The 19,708-nt window shown below is 59.5% G+C and carries 15 protein-coding genes; 3 read left to right on the top strand and 12 right to left on the bottom strand.

The genetic code is table 11. The features are described 5' to 3' along the window. Nucleotides 1–504: 504 nt before the first annotated feature. Genes AB1J88_RS16535 through AB1J88_RS16520 form a run of 4 tightly spaced genes read right to left on the bottom strand, consistent with a single transcriptional unit; the run spans nucleotide 505 to nucleotide 3,929 of the window. On the bottom strand, nucleotides 505–1,662 hold the full coding sequence (locus tag AB1J88_RS16535; RefSeq protein ID WP_003221591.1) for a betaine/proline/choline family ABC transporter ATP-binding protein: 1,158 nt from the start codon (nucleotides 1,660–1,662) through the stop codon (nucleotides 505–507). Further along, nucleotides 1,659–2,312, bottom strand: a complete 654-nt coding sequence (locus AB1J88_RS16530; RefSeq protein WP_430289967.1) for an ABC transporter permease — start codon at nucleotides 2,310–2,312, stop codon at nucleotides 1,659–1,661. The genes AB1J88_RS16535 and AB1J88_RS16530 overlap by 4 nt, the downstream gene beginning before the upstream one ends. Before the next feature lie 12 nt (nucleotides 2,313–2,324). Further along, nucleotides 2,325–3,218 carry a glycine betaine ABC transporter substrate-binding protein gene (locus tag AB1J88_RS16525; RefSeq protein WP_430291480.1) on the bottom strand — a complete coding sequence of 298 codons (894 nt, stop codon included), beginning with the start codon at nucleotides 3,216–3,218 and terminating at the stop codon, nucleotides 2,325–2,327. A 21-nt stretch (nucleotides 3,219–3,239) separates the two neighbouring features. Further along, complete coding sequence (locus AB1J88_RS16520) at nucleotides 3,240–3,929, bottom strand: ABC transporter permease (RefSeq protein ID WP_177327907.1); 690 nt, start codon at nucleotides 3,927–3,929, stop codon at nucleotides 3,240–3,242. A 449-nt stretch (nucleotides 3,930–4,378) separates the two neighbouring features. Here AB1J88_RS16520 and AB1J88_RS16515 point away from each other — a divergent pair, with 449 nt between their 5' ends. The 3 genes from AB1J88_RS16515 (at nucleotide 4,379) to AB1J88_RS16505 (ending at nucleotide 8,607) form a co-directional block, all read left to right on the top strand. Continuing rightward, nucleotides 4,379–5,962 carry a peptide chain release factor 3 gene (locus AB1J88_RS16515; RefSeq protein WP_041066884.1) on the top strand — a complete coding sequence of 528 codons (1,584 nt, stop codon included), beginning with the start codon at nucleotides 4,379–4,381 and terminating at the stop codon, nucleotides 5,960–5,962. Nucleotides 5,963–6,965: 1,003 nt separating this feature from the next. After that, complete coding sequence (locus AB1J88_RS16510) at nucleotides 6,966–8,195, top strand: MFS transporter (protein WP_430291479.1); 1,230 nt, start codon at nucleotides 6,966–6,968, stop codon at nucleotides 8,193–8,195. 157 nt (nucleotides 8,196–8,352) lie between these two features. Continuing rightward, a complete protein-coding gene (locus tag AB1J88_RS16505; protein WP_047291237.1) occupies nucleotides 8,353–8,607 on the top strand; it encodes a hypothetical protein in 255 nt (84 codons plus the stop codon). A gap of 210 nt (nucleotides 8,608–8,817) precedes the next feature. Here the strand turns inward: AB1J88_RS16505 and AB1J88_RS16500 are convergent, their stop codons facing one another. The 8 genes from AB1J88_RS16500 to AB1J88_RS16465 all read right to left on the bottom strand — a co-directional run bounded on the left by AB1J88_RS16500 (nucleotide 8,818) and on the right by AB1J88_RS16465 (nucleotide 19,585). Beyond that, a complete protein-coding gene (locus AB1J88_RS16500; protein ID WP_047291239.1) occupies nucleotides 8,818–9,798 on the bottom strand; it encodes a peptide ABC transporter ATP-binding protein in 981 nt (326 codons plus the stop codon). Further along, on the bottom strand, nucleotides 9,798–10,766 hold the full coding sequence (locus tag AB1J88_RS16495) for an ABC transporter ATP-binding protein (RefSeq protein WP_041072769.1): 969 nt from the start codon (nucleotides 10,764–10,766) through the stop codon (nucleotides 9,798–9,800). Before AB1J88_RS16495 ends, AB1J88_RS16500 begins: the two co-directional genes overlap by 1 nt. A 10-nt stretch (nucleotides 10,767–10,776) precedes the next feature. Beyond that, nucleotides 10,777–11,703 carry an ABC transporter permease subunit gene (locus AB1J88_RS16490; RefSeq protein WP_041072771.1) on the bottom strand — a complete coding sequence of 309 codons (927 nt, stop codon included), beginning with the start codon at nucleotides 11,701–11,703 and terminating at the stop codon, nucleotides 10,777–10,779. 10 nt (nucleotides 11,704–11,713) lie between these two features. Beyond that, entirely contained in the window at nucleotides 11,714–12,724 is a 1,011-nt protein-coding gene (locus AB1J88_RS16485; protein WP_041072773.1) for an ABC transporter permease subunit, read from the bottom strand. Nucleotides 12,725–12,797: 73 nt separating this feature from the next. Next, the gene (locus tag AB1J88_RS16480) at nucleotides 12,798–14,393 is read right to left on the bottom strand and encodes an ABC transporter substrate-binding protein (protein ID WP_047291244.1); all 1,596 of its coding nucleotides are present in this window, start codon (nucleotides 14,391–14,393) and stop codon (nucleotides 12,798–12,800) included. Nucleotides 14,394–14,470: 77 nt separating this feature from the next. Next, on the bottom strand, nucleotides 14,471–15,883 hold the full coding sequence (locus AB1J88_RS16475; protein ID WP_041072777.1) for an OprD family porin: 1,413 nt from the start codon (nucleotides 15,881–15,883) through the stop codon (nucleotides 14,471–14,473). A gap of 177 nt (nucleotides 15,884–16,060) precedes the next feature. Continuing rightward, entirely contained in the window at nucleotides 16,061–17,659 is a 1,599-nt protein-coding gene (locus AB1J88_RS16470; protein WP_108181665.1) for an ABC transporter substrate-binding protein, read from the bottom strand. Between the two features lie 300 nt (nucleotides 17,660–17,959). Next, on the bottom strand, nucleotides 17,960–19,585 hold the full coding sequence (locus tag AB1J88_RS16465) for an ABC transporter substrate-binding protein (RefSeq protein ID WP_041072781.1): 1,626 nt from the start codon (nucleotides 19,583–19,585) through the stop codon (nucleotides 17,960–17,962). Nucleotides 19,586–19,708: the final 123 nt, after the last annotated feature.

Here is a 19,708-nt window from a genome sequence, read left to right as displayed (position 1 = left end):
GGCCTTGCTGTCTCGTCGTCAGTACTTGAGCCGGATGGATCGTTTCCAGCATGGACGTTCGGCGCGAACTTTAGGGCGTGAGGGGCCTGAGATCAACTAAAAATGTCGCGTTTTTGCACGCTTCTGACGTACGTCGCGGATATCACTCTTTGTAGCCGACCGAGATGACGGACAGATGTTCCCCAAGAATTTTCATGTGTTAAAAATACCTGCACGTTCGCCGCTTTTGTCGGCGAAGTCGAGGGTAAGTACGTTAGGCGCAACATCGGCGACGTTGGCGGCGAGAGAGGGGTGTGAGAGGGATTTTGGCTGTTTCGCAGGTCGCTTTAGACAGGCTGCGGGCTTTTTCGGTGTTGAGATTCTTTTTCGCCTGATGAGTGAAGAAAAAATCACCCGGATCCTGTGGGAGCGAGCTTGCTCGCGAAGGCATTTTCCCAGTCGACATCGTTGTTGACTGATATTCCGCTTTCGCGAGCAAGCTCGCTCCCACAGCTTGTGTATTTTTTAGGCGACTACCGCTTCAGCAGGCGAGACAATATTGGTCTTCATCCCGCGCGAACGTCCCGAGCTCAGATAGGCTGCAATCGACTCCTGCGTCACCTCGCCGAGGAACACCCGCTCGGCATCCATCACCGGCAGCCACGAGCGATTGAACTCGTACATGCGCGACAGCAAGATACGCAGGTGCTCGTCATACGCTGCAGTGGCGTTGAACTCGCGCAGATACTGCGCGCAGGTGCCGGTCTGGCGATGCAGGTCGCGGCGTCGCACATAACCCAGCGCCTTGTTCTCGGCACAGGTGACCACCACGTAGCGGCGGTCATGCTCGTCCATCAGCTCCAGCGCATCGGCCACCGGGGTTTCCGGACTGACCGATGGGGCGTTGTCCGCCGCGTCTTCAGCCTTCACCAGCAGCAGACGCTTGAGGGTGCTGTCCTGGCCGACGAAGTTGCTGACAAAGTCGTCCGCCGGGTGCGCGAGCAGGGTGTCCGGGTGATCGATCTGCAGCAGTTTGCCGGCGCGGAAGATCGCGATCTTGTCGCCAAGCTTGATCGCTTCGTCGATGTCGTGGCTGACCATGATCACGGTCTTGTTCAGTGCGCGTTGCATCTCGAAAAACTCGTTCTGGATCATCTCGCGGTTGATCGGGTCGACCGCACCAAACGGCTCGTCCATCAGCAACAACGGCGCATCCGCCGCCAGTGCGCGGATCACGCCGATGCGCTGTTGCTGGCCGCCGGACAGTTCACGCGGGTAGCGATGCAGATACTGCTTGGGTTCCAGCTTGATCATGCTCATCAATTCGCGGGCGCGGTCGTGGCATTTCTGTTTGTCCCAGCCGAGCAGTTTCGGCACCACGACGATGTTCTCTTCGATGGTCATGTTCGGGAACAGACCGATCTGCTGGATCACGTAGCCGATGTTGCGGCGCAAGGTCACTTCGTCGAGGTCGGTGGTGTCTTCGCCGTTGATCAGGATCTTGCCCGAAGTCGGTTTGATCAGGCGGTTGATCATTTTCAGCGTGGTGCTTTTGCCGCAACCCGATGGCCCGAGGAACACACAGATTTCGCCTTCATTGACGGTCAGGCTTACCGAGTCCACGGCTTTGACATCTTTGCCGTTGCTCTGGAAGGTCTTGCTGAGGTTTTGAAGTTCGATCATTTGAGGAGTCCTTTTGGAGTCAGCGTACGTTGCAGCCACTGCAGGAGAAGGTCGGCGAAGATCGCCAGAAGACTGACCAGCAGCGCGCCGACGATCAGCATCGACATGTCGCTGCGGCTGATGGAGGCGAGGATCAGCACACCGAGGCCACCGGCGCCGATGGTCGCGGCGATGGTCATCACGCCGATGTTCATCACCACCGCAGTGCGCACGCCAGCGAGAATCACCGGCACCGCAATCGGCAGCTCGACCATGCGCAGGCGCTGGCCGAAGGTCATGCCGATGCCGCGCGCGGCTTCACGGATACCCGGCTCGACGCCGGTCAGGGCGAGGTAGGTGTTGCGCATGATCGGCAGCAGCGAATAGAGGAACACCGCGGTGATCGCCGGCATCGGCCCCAGACCCTGACCGAACTTGGAATAGAGCGGCAGCAGCAGGCCGAACAGCGCAATCGATGGCACGGTCAGCAACACTGTGGCGCTGGCTTGCAAGGGACCTGCGAGTGTCGGGAAGCGCGTCATCAGAATGCCCAGCGGCACGCCGATGAGAATCGCCAGTGTCACCGCGATGCCGACCAGGGTGATGTGCTGCCAGGTCAGGTGCATCACCTGCTGCCAGTCGAGGTGGGAAAAGGCGTTCAGAAATTCCATGACTTTTCCTCCTTAGTTGAGTGGATGCTGGCGCAGGAAATCGACGGCCACTTTCGATGGGCTTTCGTGATCGACGTCGACCCGCGCGTTGAGCTGGCGCATGGTTTCGTCGTCGAACAATTGCGCCAGCGGCTTGAGTTGCTCGGCCAGTTGCGGGTGCGCATCGAGGTAGGCCTGGCGCACCACCGGCGCGGCGGTGTAGTCGGGGAAGTAGTGCTTGTCGTCTTCCAGCAGTTTCAGGCCGAACGCATTCAGGCGGCCGTCGGTGGTGTAGACCAGACCGGCAAACACCTGGCCGTTGCGCAGCGCGGTGTAGACCAGCCCCGCGTCCATCTGCCGGATGTTCTTGCGGGTCAGGTTCATGTCGTAGAGCTTGACCATGCCGTCCAGACCGTCGGAGCGGTTGGCGAACTCGGTGTCCAGCGCCACCAGGTGATTGGTCTTGGCCTCATCGCGCAGCACCTTGTTCAGGTCGCTGATGGTGTTGACCTGCGGATACTCCTCGGCGACTTTTTTCGGCAGGGCGAGGGCGTAGGTGTTGCTGAATTTCGACGGGGTCAGCCAGACCAGGCCTTTTTTCGCGTCGAGTTCTTTGACCCGGGCGTAGGACTGTTCGCTGTCGAGTTTCTCGGTGACATGGTTGTAGGCCACCAGCGACACGCCGGTGTATTCCCAGAGCATGTCCAGCTGACCGCTTTCGTGGGCGCTGCGGGCGAGGTTGCTGCCCAGACCGCCGGTGATCTGCGCGTCGTAGCCTTTGCTGCGCAGGTATTGCGCGGTGATTTCCGCGAGCAGCGTCTGCTCGGTGAAGACCCGGGCGCCGAGGCGGATAACCGGTTTTTCGGCGGCTTGGGCCAGTCCTGCAAACAGCAGGAGGCAGCTCAAGATCAAGCTAAATCGTTTCATAAATATTCCTTCGCAAAAGCCTTAAGACGGGCGCAAACCGCGTTCCAGCCAGAGACGGCTGGCGAGGGTGACGACGCCATCGAGCAGCAGGGCCAGCAGCGCGGTACACGCGGCGCCGAGCAGCAGTTGCGGCTGATTGTTCAGGGCGATGCCAGGGAAGATCAGGCTGCCGAGGCTGTTGGCGCCGATCAGGAAGGCCAGTGGCGCGGTGCCGACGTTGATCGCCAGCGCCACGCGCACGCCACCGATGATGATCGGCACGGCGTTGGGCAATTCGACTTTCCACAGCACCTGGCGCGGGGTCATGCCGATGCCGACGGCGGCTTCTTTGAGCGAACCCTGAACGTTTTTCAGGCCTTCGTAGGTGTTGCGCACAATTGGCAACAGGGAAGCGAGGAACAAAGCGAAGATCGCCGGACCACTGCCGATGCCGAGAATCCCCAGGGCAATCGCCAGTACCGCCAGCGGTGGCACGGTGTTGCCGATATTGAAGATCTGCATGAAGCGTTCAGCGCGGCCGACCATGCTCGGGCGGCTGAGAAAGATACCGGCGGGGATGCCCACGACCAGGGCGGCCAGCATTGAAGCGAGGACGAGAATCAGATGAGCTTGCAGGTAAAACAACAAATCGTCGCGGTAGTGTTCGATCGTGTTGATGCCGATCCAGTGAACCAGCAGGGCCAGGAGCGCGATCACCACCGCACCTCCCATCAGCCCTTTGCCATAGCGGATAGCCACAGGCGGACTCCTTTTTTTGTAGTCGGCGAACGCAGCTCCGTGTGGCAAGGCCATTCCTGGCTGCCGAAGTCAGCGTTCGCGAAAAGTAGCCGTTTTTCAGGACCGGCCAAGCGATCTGAAAGCGAGCCATGAGCGCAGCCTCGTCAGGCTAACTTGCTGATTTTTCAGCCCCTGACGAAATGTCGTAACAGGGGATGGACGTCTCCGTGCTTTAAAAGGTTCCCACGTCAGACACTGTTTGGCCACCTGCAGGAGCAACCGCAGGCTGCGATCTTTTGATTTTGTTCTTGAGAGCAAGATCAAAAGATCGCAGCCTGCAGCAGCTCCTACAGGGTTTTGCGCGGCCGAGGGACGGTGGTTCGGCGGTTACTTTTTAAGCTATACTCGCCGCCCTTTTTTGAATCACCGCCAGGCGATTTCCCATGACCAACCAGGCCGCCGAAGTCGCGAAACGCCGCACTTTCGCCATTATTTCCCACCCCGATGCCGGTAAAACCACGATCACCGAAAAGCTCCTGTTGATGGGCAAGGCGATTGCAGTGGCCGGTACGGTGAAATCCCGTAAATCCGACCGCCATGCGACATCCGACTGGATGGAGATGGAGAAGCAGCGGGGTATTTCCATTACCACGTCGGTCATGCAGTTCCCGTATCGCGAACACATGATCAACCTGCTCGACACCCCGGGCCACGAAGACTTCTCCGAAGACACCTACCGCACCCTGACCGCAGTCGACTCGGCGCTGATGGTGCTCGACGGCGGTAAAGGCGTTGAGCCACGGACCATCGCCCTGATGGACGTTTGCCGTCTGCGTGACACGCCGATCGTCAGCTTCATCAACAAACTCGACCGTGACATCCGCGACCCGATCGAGCTGCTCGACGAAATCGAAGCCGTTCTGAAGATCAAGGCGGCGCCGATCACCTGGCCGATCGGTTGCTACCGCGACTTCAAGGGCGTGTACCACTTGGCCGACGACTACATCATTGTCTACACCGCCGGTCACGGTCACGAACGCACTGAAACCAAGATCATCGAGAAACTCGACTCCGACGAGGCGCGCGCGCATCTGGGCGACGAGTACGAGCGCTTCCTCGAACAGCTGGAACTGGTGCAGGGCGCCTGCCATGAGTTCAACCAGCAGGAGTTCCTCGACGGTCAACTGACTCCGGTGTTCTTCGGTACCGCACTGGGCAACTTCGGGGTCGACCACGTGCTCGACGCCGTTGTGGACTGGGCGCCGCGTCCTTTGCCTCGCGTGGCCAACGAGCGCACCGTCGAGCCGGTGGAAGAGAAGTTCTCGGGCTTCATCTTCAAGATCCAGGCGAACATGGACCCGAAACACCGCGACCGTATCGCTTTCATGCGTATCTGCTCCGGCAAGTACGAGAAAGGCATGAAGATGCGCCACGTGCGTACCGGCAAGGACGTGCGCATCGGCGACGCCCTGACGTTCTTCTCCTCCGAGCGTGAACAGCTGGAAGAGGCGTACGCCGGCGACATTATCGGTCTGCATAACCATGGCACGATCCAGATCGGCGACACTTTCAGCGAAGGCGAAGTCCTCGGGTTCACTGGTATCCCGCACTTCGCCCCGGAGCTGTTCCGTCGCGTGCGTCTGCGTGATCCGCTGAAATCCAAGCAATTGCGTCAGGGTCTGCAACAGCTGGCTGAAGAGGGCGCGACTCAGGTGTTCTTTCCGGAGCGCAGCAACGACATCATTCTTGGCGCCGTCGGTGTGCTGCAGTTTGATGTGGTCGCCAGTCGTTTGAAGGAGGAATACAAGGTTGAGTGCTCTTACGAGCCGATCACTGTGTATTCCGCGCGCTGGATTGAATGCAGCGACAAGAAGAAGCTTGAGGAGTTTTCCAACAAGGCGGTGGAGAATCTCGCGCTGGATGGCGGTGGGCACCTGACCTATCTGGCGCCGACGCGGGTTAACCTGGCGTTGATGGAAGAGCGTTGGCCGGATGTGAAGTTCCGTGCGACGCGTGAGCATCATTAAGCGCTGAGCTGGGTTGTTCGAAAGCCCCTGAGGTGTAGGCCTTGGGGGCTTTTTTTGGGCTTTGTCTTGGCGGCCTTTGGGCCGACCAGGCTTCGGGTGGTTTTGGGTGTATATCCGTTTTTTCGGTGATGGCGGCTTAGGGTTTCGCCCTGACGGCGACTCACTTTTTTTACAAACGCCTAAAAAAAGTAAGCAAAAAAACGCTTGCTCCTGCGTTCGGCCCGCTCGCTAAAGCTCGGGGTCCCTTCGCTCCGGGATTGATCCGGGCGCAGCGCCTACGGTTTGCTTCGCTGCACCTCCTCTCGCTGTGTTTGGCTGCGCCAAACGGTCGCTGCGCTCCCACCCCCGGATCAATCCCTCCACTCAGCCTTCCGATGTCGCCCGTGGATCAAGATCAAAAGCGGTACTCGAGCTAACGCTCATTGTGTTGAGTGGTGAGGAGCGAGAGCGGTGCGCGTTCTGCTCTTGCTCTTGTGTGGGAGCTGGCTTGCCAGCGATGGCGGCCTGCAAGCCGACCAATCGCCCACTGAAGTCACTCAATTTCCCTGTGGGAGCGAGCTTGCTCGCGAAGGCGCCCTGCCAGCCAACCGTTCTCCAAATGAATACCCCAATCCATTGTGGGAGCTGGCTTGCCAGCGATGGCGGCCTGCGAGCCGACCAATCTCCCACTGAAGTCACTCAATTTCCCTGTGGGAGCGAGCCTGCTCGCGAAGGCGTCCTGCCAGCCAACCGTTCTCCAAATGAATACCCCAATCCATTGTGGGAGCTGGCTTGCCAGCGATGGCGGCCTGCGAGCCGACCATTTTCTAATCGAACTGAGCGACCGAGGGCTGCGATCTTTTGGACTTGAAGCGCGAAGTCAAAAGATCGCTGCCTACGACAGCTCCCACAGGGTTGTAGGGCGACTCTGTATTTTGAGATATCGATGTCCTTGAGCGCGACAACCGGTGTGCTGGGCGTTAGTGTTTCAGGTCCACGCCGGTCGCTTTGAGAGGTCAATGGAATGACGCGCAACCTCGTCCATCTGCTGCGCCCCAACGGCTATTTCAGCCTGATGGCCTGGGTGCTCGCGGCGCTGCTGTTCATCAATCGCTTGAGCAGCATGGTCAAGTTGTTCATGGCGCTGTATCTGCGCCAGGAGCTGGGGCTGGCGATCGAGACGGTGGGCTGGCTGTTGTCGGCCTACGGTGCCGGGTTGTTGATTGGTTCGATGCTCGGTGGGTTGCTCAGTGATCATGTGCGGACGGCGCGGCTGACCGCCGCGTTGTTCTTTGTTTCCATGTGGGTGTTGATCCTGTTGGGGCTGGTGACGCAGGTGGCGTTGCTGGCCGTGTTGCTGTTGCTCAGTGGTGCCGTCGACGGGGCGATTCGAACGCTGCATCAGCGACTGATCATGGAGTATTGCGAGCCTGCGCAGCGCTCCCGTGCCCAAGCCTTGAGCCGGGTGGCGCGAAACCTTGGCATGGCGGCTGCCGGGGTGGCCGGCGGGGTGTTGGCGCAGACGGATTTCCGTTGGGTGTTTTTTGTCAGTGCGGCGATGACGCTGCTCGCGTTGCTGTGGTTTGTGCGCACCACTTGGCGCCGCGCGGTACTCAAGCCCGATGAGGTGACCGAAGCTGGCACTGGTACACCGTTGCGCGACGCGGCATTCCTCTGGCTGCTCGGTGCGGCCGTGTTGCTGGGGATGGCCTTCGACACGGTTTACAGCACGCTGGGCAACTATCTGCGCGACTACTACCACTTGAGCACCGAGGCCATCGGCTGGCAGTTCGGGCTTAACGCGATGCTGGTGGTGGTGCTGCAGATCCCGCTCACGCACTGGGGCGAGCGGTGGGGCTTGCGTCGGCAATTGCTCGCGGGTTGTGTGTTGTTGGCGGTCGGGTTGGGGATGTTGCCGTTTGGCTCCGGCTTGCTTTACGTGTGTCTGTCGACGGTGATCTGGACCTTGGGTGAAGCTTTTTTCATGCCGCCGCTGAATGTGCTGGTCATGCGGCACGCGCAGGGCGGCAAAAGTGGCCAGTATTTCGGTCTGTTTTTCATGAGCTGGAGCGCCAGTGCATTGTTGTCGCCGGTGTTGAGTGGTCAGCTGTATGGGCACTTCGGCGGCCACAGTGTATGGCTTGCGAGCGCGACACTGGCGTTGTTGACCTTGCCGCTGATCTGCCTGGCGACGCGCTCATCGACCCAGGCCAAAGCGCTGGCCGCCAGTGAGCGCACGGCCTCGCTTAGCTGATTCGGTTATAGCGGTTATTCACAAGTGATCTCTCGTCCCAGGGCATTTCCCGGGGTTGGTCAGCGTCCTATCTGGTGAACCGGACTGATCGGAACTAGATTTCATTCAGCGCCGGATCGGCACCCCAGGCTTCAACCACGAAAGGATGGAAATGGCTATGAGCATTTTTCAACGCATTGTGCTGTTGCTTAAGGTTTTGGTGATGTTGACGCTTGGCACTACGGCGGCGTGGGCAAGTTCTGCCACACCATCACAGGGGTTTAACGCAGCCCACGGACAAGCCGGTGTGGTCATGCTGGCCAAGTCTGAATCCGAACCGGGCGATCAGGACCAGGGCGGCAGCAAGGATGATGACGACTCGACCACTGACGAGCCGGACACTGACGATGACGAAGGCGACAGCCAGTCGTAAAGCGCCGGCAAAAGAAAACCCCTTCTTCCCCGACTGATGCGCAATCGGGGGAGAAGAGGTTTGGGTTAACACATTATTTCCGGATAAACACGATTCCTGCAGGAGCTGCGGCACGCTGCGATCTTTTGATCCTGATGCTGGAAATCAACAGATCGCAGCCTCGTTTCACTCGACAGCTCCTACAGGTTTTGTATCGGTCTCCGGTTTTGCTTACGCCGCGCCATCGAGGAACTGTTCGGCGTAGTGGCAAGCCACCTGCCGGTTGTCGAGCTGGCGCAGGGCCGGCTCTTCAGTGCTGCAACGCTCGGTCGCGTACGGGCAACGTTTGTGGAACGCGCAGCCCGGTGGCGGGTTCAGCGGGTTGGGCAGTTCGCCGACAATCTTGATTTTCGGCTTGTCCGGATCCGGGTGGATCGTGGGTGTCGCTGACAACAAGGCCTGAGTGTAAGGGTGCAGAGGTCGGGTGTAGATGTCCTCTTTCGGGCCCATTTCCACCGGACGGCCGAGGTACATCACCAGCACCGAGTCGGCGACGTGACGCACCACCGCCAGGTTGTGCGAGATGAACACGTAGGCGGTGTTGAACTCCTGCTGCAGGTCCATGAACAGGTTCAGCACCTGCGCCTGAATCGATACGTCGAGCGCCGAGGTCGGTTCGTCCGCCACCAGCACCTTCGGTTGCAGCATCATCGCCCGCGCCAGGGCAATACGCTGACGCTGACCGCCGGAGAACATGTGCGGATAGCGCTGGTAGTGCTCGGGACGCAAGCCGACCTGCTTCATCATCGCCTGGACTTTCTCGCGACGCTCGGTAGCACTCAGGTTGGTGTTGATCAGCAGAGGCTCGGCCAATTGATCACCGATTTTCTGCCGTGGGTTCAACGATGCGTACGGGCTCTGAAACACCATTTGCACGTCTTTGCGCAGTTGTTTGCGCTGGGCCTTGTCGGCGCCGGCGACTTCTTGCCCGGCGATTTTCAGCGAGCCGGAAGACGGCTCTTCAATCAGGGTCAGGGCGCGGGCGAGGGTGGATTTGCCGCAACCCGATTCGCCTACGACAGCGAGGGTCTTGCCGGCTTCCAGTTCGAACGACACGCCGTTGAGGGCGCGCACGGTCGCGTGGCCCTTGAACAGGCCACGGGAGACTTCGTAGTGACGGGTCAGGTCGCGGGCGGTAAGTACGACGGCCATTACGCCACCTCCTGGTTCAGCGGGTAGAAGCAACGGGCGAGGCTGTTGGCTTTCGGATCAAGGGCTGGACGTTGCACGCGGCAGCTGTCCTGCACGTACGGGCAGCGCGGCGACAGCAGGCAACCCTGCGGACGGTCGTAGCGGCCTGGAACGATGCCCGGCAGGGTCGACAGGCGCTCGGCGCCCAGACTGTGCTCGGGAATCGCCTTGAGCAGGGCTTCGCTGTAAGGGTGTGCCGGGATGTCGAACAGTTGCGGCACCTGACCGACTTCTACCGCTTGACCTGCGTACATCACACAGACGCGCTGGGCGGTTTCGGCCACGACCGCGAGGTCGTGAGTGATCAGCACCAGGCCCATGTTCTGTTCTTTCTGCAACGCCAGCAGCAGATCCATGATCTGCGCCTGAATCGTCACGTCCAGCGCCGTGGTCGGTTCGTCGGCGATCAGCAGTTTCGGCTCGCCGGCAATCGCCATGGCAATTGCCACACGCTGGCTCATGCCGCCGGACAGTTGGTGCGGGTAGGCGTCCATACGGCTGGCGGCGCCCGGGATTTCCACTTTCTCCAGCAATTCGATGGCGCGTTTGCGCGCTTGCTTGCCGGACATTTTCAGGTGCAGGCGCAGCACTTCTTCGATCTGGAAACCGACGGTGTAGCTCGGGTTGAGCGCGGTCATCGGATCCTGGAACACCATCGACAGGTCTTTGCCGACGATTTGCCGACGCTGACGATTGCTCAGCTTGAGCATGTCTTTGCCGTCGAAGCTGAGCGAGTCGGCAGTGACGATGCCGGGATGCTCGATCAGCCCCATCAGCGCCATCATGGTCACGGATTTACCCGACCCCGACTCGCCAACGATGGCCAGGACTTCGCCCTTGTCGACTTTCAGGTCGAGGCCATCGACCACGGGCGTCGCGTTCTTGTCGCCGAAGCGGACGTTGAGATTCTTGATTTCTAGCAGTGACATAGGAATCTCCTCAGGCGGCGTTCTTGAGTTTCGGGTCCAGCGCGTCGCGCAGGCCGTCGCCCATCAGGTTGATTGCCAGCACGCTGAGCAAAATGGTCAAACCAGGCAGACTCACCACCCACCAGGCGCGTTCGATGTAGTCGCGGGCCGAGGCCAGCATGGTGCCCCACTCAGGGGTTGGTGGTTGTACGCCAAGGCCGAGGAAGCCCAGCGCCGCCGCGTCGAGAATCGCCGAAGAGAAACTCAGGGTGGCCTGTACGATCAGCGGTGCCATGCAGTTGGGCAGCACGGTGATAAACATCAGGCGCGGCAGACCGGCACCGGCCAGGCGCGCGGCGGTCACGTAGTCGCGGTTCAGTTCGCCCATCACGGCGGCACGGGTCAGACGCACGTAGGACGGCAGCGAAACCACGGCGATGGCGATCACGGTGTTGATCAGGCCAGGGCCGAGGATGGCGACAATCGCCACAGCCAGCAGCAGGGACGGCAGGGCCAGCATGATGTCCATCAGACGCATGATGGTCGGGCCGATCATCTTCGGGAAGAAACCGGCGAACAGACCCAGCAGGATCCCCGGGATCAACGACATCACCACCGACGACAGACCGATCAGCAGCGACAGGCGCGAACCCTGGATCAGCCGCGACAGCAGGTCGCGGCCCAGTTCATCGGTGCCGAGCAGGAACTGCATTTGCCCGCCTTCGAGCCACGCCGGTGGCGTCAGCAGGAAGTCACGGTATTGCTCGCTCGGGTTATGCGGCGCGACCCACGGCGCGAAGATCGCGCAGAAAATCACCAGCAGCATGAACAGCAGGCCGGCAACCGCGCCCTTGTTCTTCGCGAAGGCTTGCCAGAATTCTTTGTACGGTGACGGATACAGCAGGCTTTGATCCGCGCTTGGGGCGGAAGTGGCTACTGAGGATGTTGGAGTGCTCATGGTATGGACCTCAGCGCTGATGACGGATGCGTGGGTTGGCAAAGCCGTAGAGGATGTCCACTACGAAGTTGACCAGAATCACCAGGCAGGCGATTAACAGGATGCCGTTTTGCACAACCGGGTAGTCCCGGGCGCCGATGGCTTCGATCAGCCATTTACCGATGCCGGGCCAGGAGAAAATGGTTTCGGTCAGGACCGCGCCGGCCAGCAGGGTACCGACTTGCAGGCCGACCACGGTCAGAACCGGAATCAGCGCGTTACGCAGGCCGTGCACGAACACCACGCGCGACGGCGACAGGCCTTTGGCCTTGGCAGTGCGGATGTAGTCTTCACGCAGCACTTCGAGCATCGACGAACGGGTCATCCGCGCGATCACCGCCAGTGGAATGGTGCCGAGCACGATGGCCGGCAGAATCAGGTGATGCAGGGCATCGAAGAATGCGCCCATGTCATCGGCCAACAGCGTGTCGATCAGCATGAAACCGGTGCGCGGCTCGATGTCGTAGAGCAGGTCGATCCGCCCGGACACCGGGGTCCAGCCCAGGCTCACCGAGAAGAACATGATCAGGATCAGGCCCCACCAGAAGATCGGCATCGAATACCCCGCCAGGGAGATGCCCATCACCCCATGGTCGAACAGGGATCCTCGTTTGAGGGCCGCGATCACCCCGGCCAGAAGACCGAGAATGCCGGCGAACAGCAGGGCGGCCATGGACAGTTCCAGGGTCGCCGGGAAGAGGGAGGTGAACTCGGTCCATACGCTCTCACGCGTACGCAGGGATTCGCCGAGATCGCCGTGGGCCAGTTTGCCGATGTAGTCCAGGTACTGGGCATACAGCGGTTTGTTCAGACCAAGGCGTTCCATTGCCTGAGCGTGCATTTCGGGGTCGACCCGACGTTCGCCCATCATCACTTCCACGGGGTCGCCGGGAATCATGCGAATCAACGCGAAAGTCAGCAGGGTGATGCCGAAAAACGTGGGGATCAACAACCCCAGTCGGCGGGCAATAAAACTAAACATCTTGTGTGGTACCTCATCAGCCGGTTAGGCGTGCCCGGCGACCCTGGGGTCAGGGAGGCCGGGAGTTTCTTATCTACTTCACCTGGGTGGTGGCGAAGTTATTCGTGGTCAGAGGGCTGATGTGGTAACCCTCTACGTTATTGCGCATTGCGGTAAACATACGGGTGTGGGCCATGCTGATCCACGGTTGGTCCTGATTAAACAGCACCTGAGCCTGTTCGTAGAGCTTGGCGCGTTCGGCCGGATCTACTTTAGCCCGTGCTTCGTCGAGCAGTGCCTGGAATTTCTCGTTGCACCAGCGCGCGTAGTTTTCGCCGTTCTTGGCCGCTTCGCAACTGAGCATAGGCGTCAGGAAGTTATCCGGGTCGCCGTTGTCGCCCGCCCATCCGGCCGACACCATATCGTGTTCGCCGGCCTTGGCGCGCTTGAGCATCTCGCCCCATTCCATCACACGGATGTCGACCTTGATCCCGACTTTCGCCAGGTCGGCCTGCATCATCTGTGCGCCGAGCATCGGATTGGGGTTGGTCGGGCCGCCGCCGTTACGGGTAAACAGAGTAAACACGGTGCCTTCCGGGACCCCGGCTTCCTTGAGCAGGGCGCGGGCCTTGTCGAGGTCACGTGGCGGGTTCTTCAGGTCGTGGTTGTAGCCCAGCAGTGTCGGCGGGTAGGGGTTGACCGCTACGGTCGCGTTGCCCTTGCCGAACAGGGCGTTGACGTAGGCTTCCTTGTCGAAAGCGATGTCGATCGCTTTGCGGACCCGCACGTCGCTCATGTATTTGTGCTGAGTGTTCATGGCGATGTACGAGACGGTCATCGCGTCCAGTTCATCGACCTTCAGGTTGCTGTCTTTCTTGATGCTCGGGATGTCATCCGGCTTCGGATACAGTGCGATCTGGCACTCGTTGGCCTTGAGCTTCTGCAGGCGCACGTTGTTGTCGGTGGCGATTGCCAGGATCAACGCATCGGCCGGTGGCTTGCCACGGAAGTAGTCCGGGTTGGCCTTGAAGCGCACCTGCGCATCCTTGGCGTAACGCTGGAAGATGAACGGGCCGGTGCCCACAGGCTTGTTGTTGAGGTCGGCGGTCTTGCCGGACTTGAGCAACTGGTCGGCGTATTCGGCCGGGTAAATCGAGGAAAACGCCATGGCGATGTCGGCCAGGAACGGCGCTTCGCGGCGGGTCAGGGTGAACTTGACCGTGTTGTCGTCGACTTTCTCTACGCTTTTGAGCAGTTCTTTGAAGCCCATGCTTTCAAAGTACGGGAAGCCCACGCTCGACAGTTTGTGCCACGGGTGATTCGGGTCCAGCTGACGCTGGAAGCTCCAGACCACGTCGTCGGCGTTCATGTCGCGGGTCGGCTTGAAGTATTCGGTGGTGTGAAACTTGACGCCTTTGCGCAGGTGGAAGGTGTACGTCAGGCCGTCTTCACTGATGTCCCAGGATTCGGCCAGTGCCGGAATCACTTCGGTGGTGCCGGGCTTGAAGTCCGCCAGACGGTTGAAGATCGTTTCGGCCACCGCATCGGCAGTGACTGCAGTTGTGTACTGGACCATATCGAAGCCTTCCGGGCTGGCTTCGGTGCAGACCACCAAGGGTTTGGCCGAGACGCCGATGGCGGCGCTCAACAACACAGCCGTGACGGCCGCACGTAGGGGAAGCATTTTCATCGATAACCCTCTGCAATCGGTTGAAGACAAAAAACCGAACGGCCGACTCGTCATGAGTCAGCCGTCGGTCGGCGTTTTTACAGGATGTTGAACGGGATGGTGGTCACGAGACGGAACTCGTTGATGCTGCCGTCAGCCTGGTTTTCGCTGGCGCGGTGAGCGGTGTAGGTGCCACGGATGGTGGTCGCCTTGAGCGGGCCGCTCTGTACGGCGTAGGTCGCACCAATGCCGTATTCGTAGTGGTGCTCGCCGTCCATGTTGCGTACGTCATAGGCAGTGCCGGTGTAGTGAGTACCGTCGATACCCCAGCCGCGAGCCTGGTAGATGTTGAACTTCAGGCCTGGCACGCCATATTCGGCCATGTTCAGACCATAGGCGACCTGGAAGGATTTCTCGTTCGGGCCGTTGAAGTCGGACAGCAGGGAGTTGGCCAGGTAGATGCCGTTGGTTTCGTGCAGGTAGTCGAAGTACTCGTTACCGTTAATTTCCTGGTACGAGAAGGTCAGGCTATGAGCCTGGTGAGTCAGGCCGAACGACAGCGAGTAGGTGTCGTTGTCGATTTCGCCCATCTCTTTTTTGCCGGTATCGACGGTCTTGTAGTAGTTCAGGCCGGTGGTCAGGCTGACGACATTGCTGTCACCCAGTTCGTGGGTGGCGCCGAAGTAGTACTGGTTCCAGAAGTCTTCAACCTTGGAGGCGTACAGGCTGGTCTTCAGGCTTTTCAGCGGCTGATAGTTCAGGCCGACGATGCTGACGCGATCGGTTTCGGCGTTGTTGTTGGTGTACTCGGAACGGAATTTCGACAGGCTTTCTTCGGTACGTGGCGATACGCGGTCGAAGCTGCCGGCGTCAAACGACAGGTTGTTCAGTTCTTCGCTGTGCAGGCTCACACCTTCAAAGCTCGAAGGCAGCGCACGGTTGCCGATGGTGTCGACGATCGGGGTGCTGAAGTTCTGGCGACCGGCGGTCAGGGTGGTGTTCGACACGCGGAACTTGACGTTGGCCAGACCCAGTTTGCTCCACTGGCCTTCAGCGTCGCCGCCTTCTTTGGTCAGCGTACGGTTGTTGCCCGCGCCTGGACGCGAACCCGGTGCGCCACCGTTGTTGGAGGCCAGGTCCTTGCGATTGCGCTCCAGCGCTACAGCGTTGTAAGCAGCGACTTCAGTGCTGACACCCACGGTGCCCTGAGTGAAACCGGAAGTGAAATTGACGATGGTGCCCTGCACCCAGTTGATACGACGATCAGTCGGGGTGGCAACGCCGTCCTTGCGATAAGTGAACTTGCCGCCGCGCTTGAGTTGCTCGTTGGCGTACCAGTTACGGGTCGTGCCGCTGATGGTGGAACCTTCGAGGAAGCCGGTGGCATCAGCCTGGGCGCTTTTCTCGTTGACGGTCACCGGGGTGAACGCCTGGCTCTGTTCCTCGGCATAGGCCGTGGCGGTGATGCTGCTGATGGCCAGGGCCAGTATCGCGGTGCTGCTCAGTTTCATGGGTGAAGCTCCTTTACTTTCTTTTTATGCCGGCTTTTTTGGGTGGGCCGGTTATTGGTTTAGAACTCATTTCACACATCGCAAACGTTTGCAAAAGGCCGGATCGGCGAATTTCGGCAAAGCGCTTGCGTGAGGGGGATAGACAGCCCCCCTCAGCATTGCGGCTAATCGGTTGGGTTAATCGATACTGACGCCCGAGAACACATTGCGACCGAAGGGGCTGACCTTGAAGCCCTCAACCCGGGCGCTTAACGGCTGGTTGACCGTCGAGTGGGCGACAGGCGTGATCGGCACTTGCTGCTTGAGCAACTGCTGCGCCTGTTTGTAGAGCGTGGTGCGCTGGTCGCGGTCGGTGACGACCTTGGCCTCTTTGATCAGCTTGTCGTAAGCCGGATCGCACCACATGGAATAGTTGTTGCCGCCGATGGCATCGCAGCTGTACAGGGTGCCCAGCCAGTTGTCCGGATCCCCGTTGTCGCCGGTCCAGCCAATCAGGCTGATGTCGTGCTCGCCATTCTTGGTGCGCTTGATGTACTCGCCCCATTCGTAGCTGACGATCTTCACTTTCAGACCGATTTTCGCCCAGTCAGCCTGGAGCATTTCGGCCATCAGTTTGGCGTTCGGGTTGTACGGACGCTGGACCGGCATCGCCCACAACGTGATCTCGGTGCCTTCCTTGACGCCGGCGGCCTTGAGCAGCTCTTTGGCTTTTTCCGGGTTGTAGGCGGCATCCTTGATGCTGTCGTCGTAGGACCACTGGGTCGGCGGCATGCCGTTGACCGCCAGTTGTCCGGCGCCTTGATAAACAGCGTTGAGAATCCCTTGTTTATTCACTGCCATGTCCAGCGCCTGACGCACTTCGAGCTGGTCGAAGGGCTTGTGACGGACGTTGTAGGCAATGTAACCGAGGTTGAAGCCAGGCTTGGAGATCAGCTGCAGTTTCGGGTCGGCCTTCAGCGCCTCCACGTCGGCAGGGCGCGGATGCAGAGTGATCTGGCATTCGCCGGCCTTGAGCTTCTGCACGCGCACCGAAGCGTCGGTGTTGATCGCGAAGATCAGATTCTTCAGCTTGACCCGGCTTGGGTCCCAGTAGTGTTCGTTGCCGGTGTAACGGATGTTCGAGTCCTTCTGATAGCTCTTGAACACGAACGGCCCGGTCCCGACCGGTTTCTGGTTGATGTCGCTTGGCTTGCCTTCAGCCAGCAGCTTGTCGGCGTATTCGGCGGACAGGATGGCGGCGAAGCTCATGGCAATGTTCTGGATGAACGCGGCGTCGACGCTGTTGAGCGTGAACTCCACGGTCAGCGGCCCGGTCTTTTCGACCTTGGCGATGTTCTTGTTCAGGCTCATCCCGTTGAAATACGGGAATTCGGTTGGATAAGCCTTACGGAATGGCTGCGCGGGATCGAGCATGCGGTTAAACGTGAACAGCACGTCGTCGGCGTTGAAATCGCGCGTCGGTTTGAAGTACGGCGTTGTATGAAATTTCACACCTTCACGCAGGTGAAAGGTGTACTTGAGTCCATCCTCGGAAATATCCCACTGGGTTGCCAGTCCCGGTACGACGTTGGTCGCGCCTTTTTCGAACTCGACCAGACGGTTGTACAGCGGCTCGGCGGCATCGTTATCGGTCGCCGTCGTGTATTGCGCGGTATCAAAACCCGCCGGGCTGCCTTCGGAGCAGAACACCAGGCTCTTGCTGGCGGCAAAACTGGCGGACGTGGCGGCCAGCAGGCCGGCGCCCAGCAATGCGGAAAAAACCAAGGTATGGCGCATGACGCTCCCTCTTTTTGTCGTGTTGTTCAATGCACCGCGATCCCGTCCAGGGAAGTTGAGGTGGCATTGAGCTCAATCCAGTACGTACAGCAAGCCGATGGCCCACGCAGAAACTGGTCAGAACCCGACGGTAGGGGCCGTGGGTCTGGCAGTAAATGCGTAATTGCCTGAATGCTCGTAGGAAAAGTCGACACATCCCCTGCCGTTGCAGTCATCCGCAACGGAATTGGCTGTAGGCAAATTCCTGACTTCCGGCAGCTAAAGCAGCGGCGACGTCATGAACGTCGCCGCTGCGATGGCTTAATTGCTGACGCTGACGCCGTAGAAGGAATTCAAGCCGAATGGGCTGATCTTGAAGTCCTGCACGTTGGCGCGCATGGGTTGGAACACCGTCGAGTGAGCGATAGGTGTGTAGGGAACAGCATCTTTGAGGACGTGTTGCGCCTGTTTGTACAGTTCGGTGCGCTTGGCCTGATCGGTGGTGCGCTTGGCATCTTTGACGAGACCGTCGTACTTCTTGTCGCACCACTTGGAGAAGTTGTTGCCGTTGAGCGAGTCGCAGCCGAACAGCACGTTCAGCCAGTTGTCGGGATCACCATTGTCACCGCTCCAGCCAATCAGCATGGCCTGGTTCTCGCCACCTTTGGAGCGCTTGATGTACTCGCCCCATTCGTAGCTGGTGATCTTCACGTTCAAGCCGATCTTCTTCCAGTCGGACTGGAGCATTTCAGCCATCAGCTTGGCGTTCGGGTTGTACGGGCGCTGTACCGGCATCGCCCACAGAACGATTTCGGTTCCTTCCTTGACGCCGGCTTCCTTGAGCAGCTGTTTGGCTTTCTCAGGATCGTATTTGGCGTCCTTGATGGTGGTGTCGTAGGACCACTGGGTCGGCGGCATGGCGTTGACGGCCAGCTGGCCGGCGCCCTGGTAAACCGAATCGATGATCTGCGGCTTGTTCACCGCCATGTCCAGCGCCTGGCGCACGCGCAGGTCGGCCAGCGGGTTAGGCTCGTTGCTACCCTTGACCTTGTCCATCACGTTGTAGGCGATGTAGCCCAGGTTGAAACCGGCCTGGTCAGGCATCTTCAGGGTCTTGTCGGCCTTGAGCGCCGCGAGATCCGCCGGACGCGGGAACAGGGTGACCTGGCATTCGTTCTTTTTCAGCTTCTGGATGCGCACCGACGGGTCGGTGGTGATAGCGAAGATCAGGTTGTCGATCTTCACGTCCTCAGGCTTCCAGTAGTCCTTGTTGCCGGTGTAACGGATGTTCGAGTCTTTCTGGTAGCTCTTGAACACGAACGGACCAGTGCCGATCGGCTTCTGGTTGATGTCGGCAGCCTTGCCTTCCTTGAGCAGTTGGGCAGCGTACTCGGCGGACTGGATCGAGGCGAAGCTCATGGCCATGTTCTGGATGAACGCGGCGTCGACTTCTTTCAGCGTGAACTTGACGGTGTGGTCGTCGACTTTATCGATCTTGGTGATGTTGGTGTCCATCCCCATGTCGGTGAAGTACGGGAATTCGGTCGGGTAGGCCTTACGGAACGGGTCATCCTTGTTAATCATGCGATTGAAGGTGAACAGCACGTCGTCGGCGTTGAACTCACGAGTCGGCTTGAAATACGGGGTGGTGTGGAACTTGACGCCTTCACGCAGGTGGAAGGTGTAATTCAGGCCGTCCGGGGAAATGTCCCAGCTGGTGGCCAGGCCCGGGATAACGGCGGTGCCACCACGCTCGAACTGGCTCAGACGGTTGAACATGGTTTCGGCTGAGGCGTCGAAGTCGGTTCCGGTGGTGTACTGGCCTGGATCAAAACCGGCCGGGCTCCCTTCGGAGCAGAACACCAGGTTAGTCGCAGCGGATGCGAAAGGTGCGGAGGCTAACAAGCCTGCGCCGACTAAAAACGGAATGACCGCGTGTTTAAGCATGTTGGCCTCATGATTTGTTGTCATTTTTTAATATTGAGGTACGACCTCGTGAGTCGTGCCTGCGGATACTTATGCAGGGGCCATACCCAATGCAAGATCCAGAGCGACTGCCGGCCTCAAAGC

The sequence above is a fragment of the Pseudomonas sp. S8 genome (genome assembly GCF_050473925.1).
GTDB lineage: Bacteria > Pseudomonadota > Gammaproteobacteria > Pseudomonadales > Pseudomonadaceae > Aquipseudomonas > Aquipseudomonas parakoreensis.
Note: the sequence above shows the minus strand (reverse complement) of the source record. Positions and strands in the feature narration are given on the sequence as shown.

What these genes read in the sequence shown, in the direction of transcription:
- AB1J88_RS16485 (WP_041072773.1), bottom strand. Translation starts at nt 12,724, where the DNA reads ATGTTTAGTTTTATTGCCCGCCGACTGGGGTTGTTGATCCCCACGTTT.
- AB1J88_RS16530 (WP_430289967.1), bottom strand. Translation starts at nt 2,312, where the DNA reads ATGGAATTTCTGAACGCCTTTTCCCACCTCGACTGGCAGCAGGTGATG.
- AB1J88_RS16495 (WP_041072769.1), bottom strand. Translation starts at nt 10,766, where the DNA reads ATGTCACTGCTAGAAATCAAGAATCTCAACGTCCGCTTCGGCGACAAG.
- AB1J88_RS16535 (WP_003221591.1), bottom strand. Translation starts at nt 1,662, where the DNA reads ATGATCGAACTTCAAAACCTCAGCAAGACCTTCCAGAGCAACGGCAAA.
- AB1J88_RS16475 (WP_041072777.1), bottom strand. Translation starts at nt 15,883, where the DNA reads ATGAAACTGAGCAGCACCGCGATACTGGCCCTGGCCATCAGCAGCATC.
- AB1J88_RS16465 (WP_041072781.1), bottom strand. Translation starts at nt 19,585, where the DNA reads ATGCTTAAACACGCGGTCATTCCGTTTTTAGTCGGCGCAGGCTTGTTA.
- AB1J88_RS16525 (WP_430291480.1), bottom strand. Translation starts at nt 3,218, where the DNA reads ATGAAACGATTTAGCTTGATCTTGAGCTGCCTCCTGCTGTTTGCAGGA.
- AB1J88_RS16470 (WP_108181665.1), bottom strand. Translation starts at nt 17,659, where the DNA reads ATGCGCCATACCTTGGTTTTTTCCGCATTGCTGGGCGCCGGCCTGCTG.
- AB1J88_RS16500 (WP_047291239.1), bottom strand. Translation starts at nt 9,798, where the DNA reads ATGGCCGTCGTACTTACCGCCCGCGACCTGACCCGTCACTACGAAGTC.
- AB1J88_RS16510 (WP_430291479.1), top strand. Translation starts at nt 6,966, where the DNA reads ATGACGCGCAACCTCGTCCATCTGCTGCGCCCCAACGGCTATTTCAGC.
- AB1J88_RS16480 (WP_047291244.1), bottom strand. Translation starts at nt 14,393, where the DNA reads ATGAAAATGCTTCCCCTACGTGCGGCCGTCACGGCTGTGTTGTTGAGC.
- AB1J88_RS16515 (WP_041066884.1), top strand. Translation starts at nt 4,379, where the DNA reads ATGACCAACCAGGCCGCCGAAGTCGCGAAACGCCGCACTTTCGCCATT.
- AB1J88_RS16520 (WP_177327907.1), bottom strand. Translation starts at nt 3,929, where the DNA reads ATGGGAGGTGCGGTGGTGATCGCGCTCCTGGCCCTGCTGGTTCACTGG.
- AB1J88_RS16505 (WP_047291237.1), top strand. Translation starts at nt 8,353, where the DNA reads ATGAGCATTTTTCAACGCATTGTGCTGTTGCTTAAGGTTTTGGTGATG.
- AB1J88_RS16490 (WP_041072771.1), bottom strand. Translation starts at nt 11,703, where the DNA reads ATGAGCACTCCAACATCCTCAGTAGCCACTTCCGCCCCAAGCGCGGAT.